Origin of the sequence: Pelomonas sp. Root1444 (genome assembly GCF_001426885.1) — a bacterium.
GTDB lineage: Bacteria > Pseudomonadota > Gammaproteobacteria > Burkholderiales > Burkholderiaceae_C > Pelomonas.
In genome coordinates this window covers 911551-922689 of the sequence record NZ_LMFP01000003.1, presented here as the reverse complement: position 1 = coordinate 922689, position 11139 = coordinate 911551, and the positions used below count along the sequence as shown (strand labels likewise).

Genomic DNA, 11139 nt, shown 5'->3' with positions numbered 1-11139 from the left:
GAAGGCCGCTCCGGCCAAGAAGGCTGCGCCCGCCAAGAAGGCCGCTCCGGCCAAGAAGGCTGCACCCGCCAAGAAGGCCGCTCCGGCCAAGAAGGCTGCTGCACCTGCCAAGAAGGCCGCTGCCAAGCCTGCTGCGAAGCCCGCCGCCAAGAAGGCTGCTGCTCCCAAGAAGGCCGCTGCCAAGCCTGCTGCGAAGCCTGCCGCCAAGAAGGCTGCTGCTCCGAAGAAGGCCGCTGCCAAGCCTGCCCCTGCTGCCAAGCCTGCCGCTGCTGCGCCCGCTCCCGCGGCCAAGACCGCGCTGAGCCCGCAAGCCGCCTGGCCCTTCCCCACCGGCAACAAGCCCTAAGCGTTTGTATGAGCGGGTGGCTCGCGCCGCCTGCCCCAGCACTCGCAAAGCCCGGCCCGCATCGCGTGCCGGGCTTTTTTATTGCCAGGTGAAGGGGCCGCCGGTGTCGGATGCGAGCGGCTAAGCGATGCAAGGCCGGCGCCGCCTGGAGCGGCCCGCGGCGGCTCAGGGGTAGAAGATGTTGACGCTGTAGCCGCTGACGCGCTGGGCGCCGGTGCTGAAGCTCAGCGACAGCGCATGCTCCGACCCCGCGTTCACCTGTGTGAGCTGCGGGCTCAGCGCCTCCGGCGCCAGCACCCGGCGCGCGAAGGGGGCGCCGCTGGCATCGGTCAGGCTGAGTTCGACCCAGGGCGCCGCGACGTCGACGCCCGCCTTGTTGCGCAGCGACAGGTTCAGCTTGTAGCTGCCGCCGCTGCCGACAGGATTCAGCGAGGTGGCGTCGATGCTCAGCGCCTCGATGCGCCGCCACGGTTTGACCTCGCAGCCGAGGGCGGCGCAAAGCGACTGCAACGGGCCGCGCAACGGTGGGTGCAGGGCGGCGAGGGCGTCGCGGAAATGCAGCGTGATCTGCAGCGCCAGCGACAAAGCCAGCAGCAGCGACGCGGCGCCGAGGGCGATGCGCACGCTCCGGCGGTTCCAGCGTGCGCTGCTTTGCGCGCGACGCATGAACTCGGGCACCACGGCGGGCGGCGCGGCTGCGGGTTCGGCGGCCATGGGCGGCGGCTCGGGCGCGTGGACTGGCGCGATCGTCGCCTGCGCGGGGGGCTCGATCTCGACCCAGCGCGGCTCCTGCCGTGTCACTTCGGCGGGCCAGCCGGTCGGCAGCGCGTCGGCCTGCAACTCGGGCTCGGGCGGGGGAATCCATGCCGGCGGCTCGAACGCCTGCACCGGGGGCGGGGCGGGCGGCGGCGGAGGTGGCGGCGGCGGCGGTTCAACCTCTGCGGGCGGGGCGAAAGATGCAGGCCAGGGCGGCGGCGTGTCGCGTTCGATGTCGAACAGCAGTTCCCGCGCGTCGAAGATCTCCGCGCAACGGCCGCAGCGCACCCAGCCATCAGAAACGCGCAACTGGTCCTCGACGATCCGGAAGATCGTGCCGCAGGCGGTGCAGCGCGTTGCCAGGCTCATGCGCGGGTGGCCGTCATCAGGATCCAGCCGTCTTCCTCATCGCTGACTTCAAGGGCCAGCCAGGGCGCGTAGGCCGCCTTCAGCTCATCGGCCTGGCGCGACAGGATGCCAGCCAGGATCAGGTGCCCGCCCGGTGCCACATGCGCGCACAGCAGCGGTGCCAGCAGCTTCAGCGGGGTGGCCAGGATGTTGGCGATGACCAGCGGGTACTCGCCCCGGGCCAGCTCCGGCAGGCCGGTGGTGAGCGTGACGCCATTGGCCGCCGCGTTGTCTCGCGACGAGGTGATGGCTGCCGGGTCGATGTCCACGGCATCGATGTCGTGCGCGCCGTGCAGCGCCGCGCCTATGGCCAGGATGCCAGAGCCGCAGCCGTAGTCCAGCACGCGAGGCCAGCGCTGCGCATGGGTGGCGATCCAGCGCAGGCACATGCGCGTCGTCGGGTGCGTGCCGGTGCCGAAGGCCAGGCCCGGGTCCAGGCGCATGACGGCTTGGGCCTGCGGCGGTGCCTCGTGCCAGCTCGGCACGATCCAGAATTCGGGCGTGATCTCGACCGGCGCGAACTGGCTTTGCGTCAGCCGCACCCAGTCCTGCTCGGGCACCGCCTGGACGGCCTGCACGTGCACATCGCCCGCCCAGTCCTGCGCCAGGATCAGCGTCGCCGCCTCGGTGGCCTCGGGCTCCGAGGGGAAGAGGGCCTTGACCACCGAGCGGTCCCAGCCCGCCTTGGGCGCCGGCATGCCGGGCTCGCCGAAGAGGGCGTGCTCGGCATCGGTGTCCGCATCGGCATCCTCGACGGACACCGCGAGCGCATCGATCTCCATCAGCGCATCGCTGACGATTTCGACATCCGCCTCGCGGCAGATCAGGGCCAGCTCGAAGAGATTGCTCATCGCTTGTGCGCAGCCATCCAGCCTTCGAGGTAGTGAATCGAAGTGCCGCCCTCGATGAACTTGGCATCCGCCATCAGCTCGCGGTGCAGCGGGATGTTGGTCTGTATGCCTTCGACCACCGTCTCGCTCAGCGCGATGCGCATGCGCGCCAGCGCCTGCTCGCGCGTGTCGCCGTGGACGATGATCTTGCCGATCATGGAGTCGTAGTTGGGCGGCACGAAGTAGTTCGTGTAGGCATGCGAGTCCACGCGCACGCCAGGCCCGCCGGGCGCATGCCACATCGTGATGCGGCCGGGCGACGGCACGAACTTGACCGGGTCTTCCGCGTTGATGCGGCATTCGATGGCGTGCCCGTGCATCTCGATCTGGCGCTGCGTGAACGGCAGTTTCTCGCCCGCTGCGATCTTGATCTGCTGCTGCACGATGTCGATGCCGGTGACCATCTCTGTGACCGGATGCTCGACCTGCACGCGCGTGTTCATCTCGATGAAATAGAACTCGCCGTTCTCGTACAGGAACTCGAAGGTGCCGGCGCCGCGGTAGCCCATCTTCTTGCAGGCGGCGGCGCAGCGGTCGCCCACCTTCTCGATGTTGCGCCGCGGGATGCCGGGGGCCGGCGCCTCCTCGATGATCTTTTGATGGCGGCGCTGCATGGAGCAGTCGCGCTCGCCCAGCCAGACGGCGTTCTTGAAGGTGTCGGCCAGCACCTGGATCTCCACATGGCGCGGGTTCTCGAGGAACTTCTCCATGTAGACCTCGGGATTGCCGAAGGCCGCGCCCGCTTCGGCGCGCGTCGTCTGCACGGCATGCACCAGGGCCGCCTCGGTGTGCACGACGCGCATGCCGCGCCCGCCACCGCCGCCGGCTGCCTTGATGATGACCGGGTAGCCCACGGTGCGGGCGATCTTGATGATCTCCTTCGGGTCCTCGGGCAGCGCGCCCTCCGAGCCGGGCACGCAGGGCACGCCGGCGCGGATCATGGCCTGCTTGGCCGAGACCTTGTCGCCCATCAGGCGGATGGACTCGGGCGTGGGGCCGATGAAGGTGAAGCCGCTGCGCTCCACGCGCTCGGCGAAGTCGGCGTTCTCGGACAGGAAGCCGTAGCCGGGGTGGATGGCTTCGGCGTCGGTCACCTCGGCCGTCGCAATGATGGCCGGCATGCTGAGATAACTTTGCGCGGACGGCGCTGGGCCGATGCACACGGCTTCGTCGGCCAGGCGCACGTACTTGGCGTCGCGGTCGGCTTCTGAATAGACAACGACGGACTTGATGCCGAGTTCACGGCACGCCCGTTGGATGCGGAGGGCGATTTCGCCTCGATTGGCGATCAGAACTTTTTTAAACATGGTTATTCGGCTCCATCGCCCAGTTCGCTGCGCGAACTGCGCAATCTGCCGTGCCCAGGGCACGTCCGCGCTGCGCGCGATCTCCCCGATTCGCGATCAGGACTTTCTTGAACATCGAGTGGCCTTACTCGATGACGAACAGCGGTTGTCCGAATTCGACGGCCTGGCCGTTCTCGCACATGACCTTGGTGATCGTGCCGGTCTTGTCGGCCTCGATCTCGTTCATGATCTTCATCGCCTCGATGATGCAGATCGCCTCGCCCTCCTTGACCTGCTGGCCGACGTCGGCGAACGGCTTGGCGTTCGGGCTGGACGCACGGTAGAAGGTGCCGACCATCGGCGACTTGACGATATGGCCGGTTTCGACAGGCGCGGCCGGCGGGGCTGCCGCGGCCACCGGCGCTGCGGGCTGGGCCGGCGCGCTGGCAACCGGCGCAGGGGCATAGACCGGCTGCACCGCAACGGCCGCGGCCGGATCGGACTTGACGATGCGGACCTTGCCGTCGGCCTCGGTGATTTCCAGTTCGGAAATGTTGGATTCCGAGACCAGGTCGATCAGGGTTTTGAGCTTGCGCAGGTCCATCTTGGCTCCAGGCTGTGTTGTTGTTGTGGGGGAAAGAGAGAGGCGGCGCCCGAAAGGGTCAGGCGCCGGCTTCCAACGATTCAAGGGCGTGGCGCAGTGCCAGGCGGTAGCCGTTGGCGCCCAGGCCGCAGATGACGCCGACCGCCAGGTCGCTCAGGTAGCTGTGATGGCGGAAGGCCTCGCGGCGGTGGATGTTCGACAGGTGGACTTCGATGAAGGGCAGGGCGACGGCGGCCAGCGCATCGCGGATCGCGACACTCGTGTGGGTGTAGGCGGCCGGGTTGATGATGATGAAGCCGGTACCGTCGCCACGCGCAGCCTGAATACGGTCGACGAGCGCGCCTTCGTGGTTGCTTTGGAAGCTGACCAGTTGAGCGCCTGCATCGGCTGCGATCGCGCTCAGTTCCGCGTCGATCTGGGCCAGGGTCTGCGCGCCGTAGACCTCCGGCTCGCGGGTGCCGAGCAGGTTGAGGTTGGGGCCGTGCAGGACGAGAACTTGCATCAAACAGGTGGCGCGCGCCGAGCCCTAAGGTCTAGGGGGCCACCACTAAATTGAGGAAGGCCGAACTTTACGCGTTTTGGCGCCGATTTCCCGTTGGATAGGGAAATTCAGGTGCGAGCCAGCTTTCTCAGGTCGACGAGGCTGGTGACGCCCAGGCGCCGCCAGCTGATCTCGCCGGTTTCATCGAAGACGACCGAGAAAGGCAGGCCGCCGGCCGGGTTGCCGAGCTCGCGCACCAGCCCAAGTCCTTCTGGCCCCGCCAGCGCGATGGTGAAGTCCAGCGGCGTCTTTTCCAGGAAGGCCTTGACCGGCCCCGGCTGGTCGACCGCCAAGCCCAACACCTGCCAGCCCTGACCTTTCGCCTCCTTGTAGAACTGGTTGATCTCGGGAAGCTCTTTCACGCAGGGCGGGCACCAGGTCGCCCAGAAGTTGACCAGCAGCGGTCGGCCGCGCCAGCGGCCGACGTCCAGCGCCGTGCCGTCCAGGCCGTCGAAGCGCCGGGCCCAGAAGGCCTGGACGACGGGCGACGCGACCGGCGGGTTGAGTTGGCGCCAGGCGAACGAGGCGCCCAGTGCGGCAGCGCCAATGCCGGCGCCGCTGAGCAGCAGGCGGCGGGTGATGGGGTTCATGCAGGGCTCATGCTTTCGCGTCCAGCAGTTTCTGCAGCGCGGCCAGGTCGCCGCGCTCGGCCAGGCCGCGGGCGTCGGGCTTCAGCGCGCCGCGCAGGTCGTCGAAATCCAGGATGGTCAGGCACAGCGTCACCCGCTCCTGCAGGGCGGGGCACGGGGCGTCCAGCACGAGCATGTCGACGGCGCGGCCCTTGGGACCGTTCGCCTCGGCGACGTCGAAGTTCACCCCGCGATCCAGCAGCGCGATCTCGGCGGCCTTGCTGTCATCGCAATAGAGCTGCAGGTGGACGTTGGACAGCCTTGTCGCCGTGCCGCGCCAGACCGTGCCGGTCAGGTGCGGCCGGAAGGCGGCAAGGCGGTCCATCCACTGTGCGGCCAGCTCGCGCAGCGCGCGCAGTTCCGCCGGCTGGGTGTCGGCATGGAAGATGGCGATGTGCTCGCGCACCGCGTCCTCCACCTCGTCATTGCCCGGGAGTGCCGCGCGTGGCGCGCCGAGGTCGCGCGCGGCGCGCTGCTTGGCGGGGCCCCAGTCCATGCCCTCGTCGACGATGAGACGGGCCGCGGCGGCGGCGATTTCTTCGGTGAGGTCGTTCATTGGTGCTCCCTTCGGCCTGCGGCCGGTCCCCCCGCGGGGGAGCGAGCTTGCTTGGAACGGCCCGGCACGGCGCTCATGGCACCTGGGCGCTGTTCATGCGGCCGACGATGAGCCCGGCCCGGTTGATGACGTAGGCGGAGCCTGGCTGGCGCTCGAAGCGCTTGGGCGCCGGCAGCATCACCGCCAGCCGGGCCGCCTCGAAGCTGCCCAGGCGGGCGGCGTCCATGTGGAAGTAGTGGCGCGCTGCGGCCTGGGCGCCGAACAGTCCTTCGCCCCATTCGACGCTGTTCAGGTAGATCTCCAGGATGCGCTGCTTGCTCAGCAAGCCTTCGAGCATCAGCGTGATGATGAGCTCCTGCCCCTTGCGCAGCAGCGTGCGCTCGCCGGACAGGAACAGGTTCTTGGCCAGCTGCTGCGTGATTGTCGAGCCGCCGATGACCTTGGGCGGCGCCTTGGCCTTGCGCGCCTCGGCGCGGGCCTGGGCCTTCTCGTTCTTGTGCCAGGCCCCCTTGAGCGCGTCCCAGTCCACGCCGCCATGCTCGGCAAAGCCGTCGTCCTCGCTGGCGATGACGGCGCGCTTGAGCGTCCTAGGCAGCTGCGCATCGTCCACCCAGGCTTGCGCCCAGGGCACCTGTTGCTTCTCCTTCATCAGCCGCAGCGCCTCGCTGCGCTGGAAGCTGGTGGACTGCGGTGCGATCCAGTTCATCAGCGCGATGCGGCCGGCGAACCAGAGCTGCAGGCACAGCACCGCCAGCGCCAGCACGGCGACGAGGCGGCCGATGTGGCGCAGCATCACAGTGCTTCCCCGAGTTCGCTGCGCATCGTCTTCAGCACCGGCGCGGTCTCCGGCCGCACGCCGCGCCAGAAGAAGAAGGCCTCCGCCGCCTGCTCGACGAGCATGCCCAGGCCATCGCGCGGCTCGGCGCCATGGGCGGCGGCCCAGTCCAGGAAGCCCTGCGCCTTGGGGCCGTACATCATGTCCAGCGCCAGCGCGCCGCGGGCCAGCACGCGCGCATCGACGGGTGAGGCGGCGCCAGCCAGGCTGGTGCTGGTGGCGTTGATGAGGATGTCCTGTTCCGCCGGTGCGTCCGCGAGCGTCGCGGCGTGGAGCGGCACGCCGAGGTGGGCGTGGCCGGCGACCAGCGCCTGCGCCTTGTCCACCGTGCGGTTGACGACGGTGATGCGCGCCGGCGCGGCCGCGATCAAGCTGCCCAGCACGCCCGCCGCCGCGCCGCCCGCGCCGACCAGCAACACCTGCAGGCCGGCCAGCGTGCGGCCGGCGTTGCGCTGGATGTCGTTCACCAGGCCGGCGCCGTCGGTGTTGTCGCCCGTCCAGCCGTCGGCGTCGAAGCGCAGCGTGTTGACTGCGCCGCCGAGGCGCGCGCGCTCGGTGCGCACGGCCGCCAGCGCGAAGGCGTCGAACTTGAACGGCACGGTGACGTTGCAGCCCTTGCCGCCCGCGGCGGCGAAGGCGCGCAGCGTGGCCTCGAAGCCGTCCAGCGGGGCCAGCAGCCGCTCATACGTCAACTGCTGCCCGGTCTGCGCCGCGAACATCACATGGATGGCCGGCGAGCGGCTGTGCTCGACCGGGTTGCCGACCACCGCATAGGAATCACTCATGGCTGCTGCCCTGTCAAAGTTGTCTCCAGCCCCTCGTCGCGAGTGAACTTGAAGCGCGAGGTGATCACCAGCACCTCGGCACCGCGCAGCATGTCGCTGCTGAAGTTGCCGAAGGGCGAGGCGGCCTGCACGATGGCGATGGCGCGTTTGTCCAGCGCCGGGTTGCCGCTGGAGGCCACGACCTCGGTCTCGATGACACGGCCCTTGTGGTCGATGTGGATGTTCATCGTCAACTCGCCATAGAGCTTGCGGCCGCGCGCCTGCGGGAAGTCGCGCGTGCCGCGCTCCTCGATGCGGCGGCGCAGCGCGTCGTAGTACTGCGCATAGACGACCTCGCGCGTGGCGGGGCTGACGTAGCGTTTGCGCGGCCGGGCGCTCTCCTCGTTGACGCGTTTCTCGATCTCGGCCAGCAGGTCGACGAGCTGGCGGCGCTTCTCCGCCAGTGCGCGCTCGGCGGCGTCGGTCTTCTCGCGGCGCGGGTCGGGCGGCGGCAGCAGGGCCAGTTCACGGCGCACCTGAGTCAATAGTTGCTGTTGCTGCTCCTGCAACTCCGTGATCTGGGTGTGCTGGGCCTCGGCCGCGTCGCCGGTCTCGTTGCGCCGGGCAGGGGGCAGCGGCGAGGTGGCGCGGCCCGTCTCGGTGTTGCCGCCGCCGGCCAGGTTGGCCTGGGCCAGTGCCGCAGCCTTGACGGGCGCTTCGCTGGAGCGCGTGTTGACGAGCACCACCTCCAGCGGCGTGTCCTGGAAGATGCGGTTGAAGGCCTCCGGCGCGGCGATGCGCAGGCTGAGCAATGCGGCATGCACGCCAAGCGAAGTCGCCAGCGCGATCTGCAAGGTGCTCAGGCGGCGCATCGTCAGGTGGCGGCGGGTGCGGCCTCGGGCTCGCCTGAGCTGTCGTTCAGGTCGATGGCCAGCGCAATCGGCGCCGCAGCCGACAGGTCTTCGTCTTCGCCCTCGGCCTCGTCGGCCACCGCCACCTCATCCAGCCGCTCGACCAGCGTCGCATGCACGTCCAGCGTCATCTCATCCAGGCCGGTGATGCGCACCTTCACGTGGCTGCCGCGCGGCAGGCTTTCGCAGCCCAGCGCCTTGAAGACCAGCGGCAGGTCGTCGGCGCGCACCAGCCCTTCCTTCATGACGGTCGCCGTCAGCTCGCCGTGATCCGCAAGGCCGTTCTGCTGCAGCCAGCGCAGCGTCCAGAAGCGCTCGATCGCATTCTGGAAACCGTTGTAGGCGGCGTAGGCGGACTCGAAGCCCGAGATGATGGAGAAGAGCTGCGCATCCTTGGGCTTGAACGGCGCGGCCAGCGCGGCGGTGCGGCCGTGGCGGGCGCAGGCAATGATCTGCCACTGGTTGACCAGGTCCACATAGCGGCGCAGCGGCGACGTGGCCCAGGTGTATTGCGCCACGCCCATGCCGGCGTGCGGCAGGGCCTTGGTGCCCATGCGCACCTTGATGCCGGGCGCCAGGCTCGCCTGGCTGCGGTAGATGCCGGGCAGGCCCAGCTCCGCCAGCCAGCCGCCCCAGGCGGAGTTGGCCAGGATCATGGCCTCGGCGACGATGAGGTCCAGCGAGCTGCCGCGGGCGCGCACGCCGATCTCGACGGACTCCGTGCCGTTGGGCGGCTCGCTGCGTTCACCGGCCAGGCGGAAGTTGTAGTCCGGCCGGTTGAAGTTCTCCGGCTTGCCGCGCACCACCTCACGCTGCGCCTTGAGATGCTTGGCAAGCCGCCAAGTGAAGGCGAGCTCGGGCGCGAAGGCGTAGTCGGCCGGCGCGTCGCCAGACAGCGTCGCGTCGGTGACGATGCCGTCCAGCTTGTCGTGGCGCAGGTTGGCGGCGATGTGCACGCGCTCCAGCCGGGTTTCCTTCGCCTTGATCTCGAACGTCGCCTCGTCCATCGTGAAGTAGATGGACACGGCCGGGCAGTCGCGCCCTTCGATCAGCGTGTAGGCCTGCACGACGTCGTCGGGCAGCATGGTCAGCTTCCAGCCCGGCATGTAGACGGTGGACAGCCGCTCGCGGGCGACCTTGTCGACGGGCGAGTCCGGCGCGATGGCCAGGCCGGGTGCGGCGATGTGCACGCCGAAGGTGACCGTGCCCGAGCCCAGCCCCTGCACCGACAGCGCGTCGTCGATCTCGGTGGTCTGCGAATCGTCGATGGAGAAGGCCTGCGCCGGGCTCAATGCCAGCTCATCCTTGATCTCCGGCGCGGTGAGCTGAGGGAAGCCCACGCCCTTGGGGAAGTTCTCGAACAGGAAGCGCTTCCAGTGGAACTGATAGGCGCTGGTGATGGCGCCCGCGCCCTGCAGCAGGTCCAGCGGCGCCTTGTGCGAACGCCTGGCGGCCTCGACGACGGCCTTGTACTCCGGCCCGTTCTTGTCCGGCTTGAAGAGGATCTTGTAGATCTGGTCCTGGATGGGCTGGGGGCAGCTGCCCTGGACCAGCTGCTCCGCCCAGGCCTCGATCTGCAGCTGCTGCTGGCGCTTGCGCTCGATGCCCAGCAGGGCGGCCTTGACCGTCTCCTCGGGCGCCTTCTTGAACTGGCCCTTGCCGGCGCGGCGGAAGTAGTGCGGCGCGTCGTACAGGCGCAGCAGCGCCGCCGCCTGTTGCACGACGCCGGCCTTGGCGTCGAAATAGTCCCGTGCCAGGTCGGCGAAGCCGAATTCGCCCTCCGGGGCGAACTCCCAGGCCAGGTCCAGGTCGATGTCGTCGGCCAGCGCCCGGGCGTCCGCCAGCAGCGCGGCGGGCGCCGGCTGCTCGAACTTCATCAACACATTGGCCGACTTGACCTTGACTCGCTTGCCGGAGTCCAGCTCCACCTGCAGCGAGGCATCGGCCTCCGACATCACCCGGCCGGCATGGAATTTCCCGGCGTCATCAAACAGCGCAAACATAGGAGGGCGATTGTCGCCTCAGCCTTGGAGGTGCCTGAGCAAACCCGGCAGGTGGGCTTCGAAGTCGGTGAGGCCATGGTCGCTGCCTTCCACCACCTCGCCGTCGCAGCCGGCGTAGCGGGCCAGCATCTCGCGCCAGTCCAGCAGCTCGTCGCCCTTGGCGATCAGCGCGTAGTAGCGCAGCGGGCGGGTCAGCCGGGCCGGCGGCGTCAGCGCCGCCAGTTCGGCGACGTGCTGGGCGGTGAAGTCGAACTTCAGCGTCGGGTCGTGCCAGGCGGTCAGCGTGCCGATGTGGCGCGCCAGGTCGCGCGCCGGGTCCACGGCCGGGTTCAGCACCGCGACCCGCCAGCCGCGGTGGGCGGGTTGCTCGGCCAGCGCCGTGGCATAGAAGCCGCCGAGCGAACTGCCGATGACGGCGGCGCCTTCGGCCGGCCAGCCGGCGACGAGGCGGTGCACCAGCGCCATGGCGTCCAGCGGCGACGGCGGCAGCTGCGGGCAGGCGAAGGTCAGCCCCGGCTGGCCCGCCGCCCAGGCCGCCATCCGCTGCGCCTTGGCCGAGCCAGGCGAGGAGCGGAAGCCATGCAGATACAGCAGATGTGTGAGATCCATG

General features: G+C 69.3%; 12 protein-coding genes and 1 pseudogene. 1 reads left to right on the top strand and 12 read right to left on the bottom strand.

Annotated elements, in window-relative coordinates:
• Positions 1-346, top strand: a pseudogene (locus tag ASD35_RS26495) (histone); the annotation flags it as partial.
• A gap of 165 nt (positions 347-511) precedes the next feature.
• Here ASD35_RS26495 and ASD35_RS07095 read toward each other — a convergent pair.
• The 12 genes from ASD35_RS07095 to ASD35_RS07040 form a co-directional block, all read right to left on the bottom strand.
• The gene (locus tag ASD35_RS07095; RefSeq protein ID WP_056874168.1) at positions 512-1471 is read right to left on the bottom strand and encodes a zinc-ribbon and DUF3426 domain-containing protein; all 960 of its coding nucleotides are present in this window, start codon (positions 1469-1471) and stop codon (positions 512-514) included.
• On the bottom strand, positions 1468-2361 hold the full coding sequence (prmA, locus tag ASD35_RS07090; RefSeq protein WP_056874167.1) for a 50S ribosomal protein L11 methyltransferase: 894 nt from the start codon (positions 2359-2361) through the stop codon (positions 1468-1470). Before prmA ends, ASD35_RS07095 begins: the two co-directional genes overlap by 4 nt.
• Positions 2358-3707: an acetyl-CoA carboxylase biotin carboxylase subunit gene (gene accC / locus ASD35_RS07085; RefSeq protein WP_056874166.1), complete on the bottom strand. Its 1350-nt coding sequence runs from the start codon at positions 3705-3707 to the stop codon at positions 2358-2360. Before accC ends, prmA begins: the two co-directional genes overlap by 4 nt.
• A gap of 124 nt (positions 3708-3831) precedes the next feature.
• Positions 3832-4290, bottom strand: coding sequence for an acetyl-CoA carboxylase biotin carboxyl carrier protein (gene accB, locus ASD35_RS07080; protein ID WP_056874165.1), 459 nt, complete (start codon positions 4288-4290; stop codon positions 3832-3834).
• A gap of 58 nt (positions 4291-4348) precedes the next feature.
• Positions 4349-4795: a type II 3-dehydroquinate dehydratase gene (gene aroQ / locus ASD35_RS07075; protein ID WP_056874164.1), complete on the bottom strand. Its 447-nt coding sequence runs from the start codon at positions 4793-4795 to the stop codon at positions 4349-4351.
• 104 nt (positions 4796-4899) lie between these two features.
• Positions 4900-5421: a TlpA disulfide reductase family protein gene (locus ASD35_RS07070; RefSeq protein ID WP_056874163.1), complete on the bottom strand. Its 522-nt coding sequence runs from the start codon at positions 5419-5421 to the stop codon at positions 4900-4902.
• A gap of 7 nt (positions 5422-5428) precedes the next feature.
• On the bottom strand, positions 5429-6016 hold the full coding sequence (locus ASD35_RS07065; RefSeq protein WP_056874162.1) for a hypothetical protein: 588 nt from the start codon (positions 6014-6016) through the stop codon (positions 5429-5431).
• Between the two features lie 73 nt (positions 6017-6089).
• A complete protein-coding gene (mtgA, locus tag ASD35_RS07060) occupies positions 6090-6809 on the bottom strand; it encodes a monofunctional biosynthetic peptidoglycan transglycosylase (protein ID WP_056874161.1) in 720 nt (239 codons plus the stop codon).
• Positions 6809-7636, bottom strand: coding sequence for a shikimate dehydrogenase (gene aroE, locus ASD35_RS07055; RefSeq protein ID WP_056874160.1), 828 nt, complete (start codon positions 7634-7636; stop codon positions 6809-6811). The genes mtgA and aroE overlap by 1 nt, the downstream gene beginning before the upstream one ends.
• Positions 7633-8487, bottom strand: a complete 855-nt coding sequence (locus ASD35_RS07050) for an energy transducer TonB (protein ID WP_056874159.1) — start codon at positions 8485-8487, stop codon at positions 7633-7635. The genes aroE and ASD35_RS07050 overlap by 4 nt, the downstream gene beginning before the upstream one ends.
• Positions 8488-8489: 2 nt before the next feature.
• Complete coding sequence (locus ASD35_RS07045; RefSeq protein ID WP_056874158.1) at positions 8490-10529, bottom strand: ribonuclease catalytic domain-containing protein; 2040 nt, start codon at positions 10527-10529, stop codon at positions 8490-8492.
• A gap of 18 nt (positions 10530-10547) precedes the next feature.
• Entirely contained in the window at positions 10548-11138 is a 591-nt protein-coding gene (locus ASD35_RS07040; RefSeq protein ID WP_056874157.1) for a YqiA/YcfP family alpha/beta fold hydrolase, read from the bottom strand.
• Between the last annotated feature and the right edge of the window lies 1 nt (position 11139).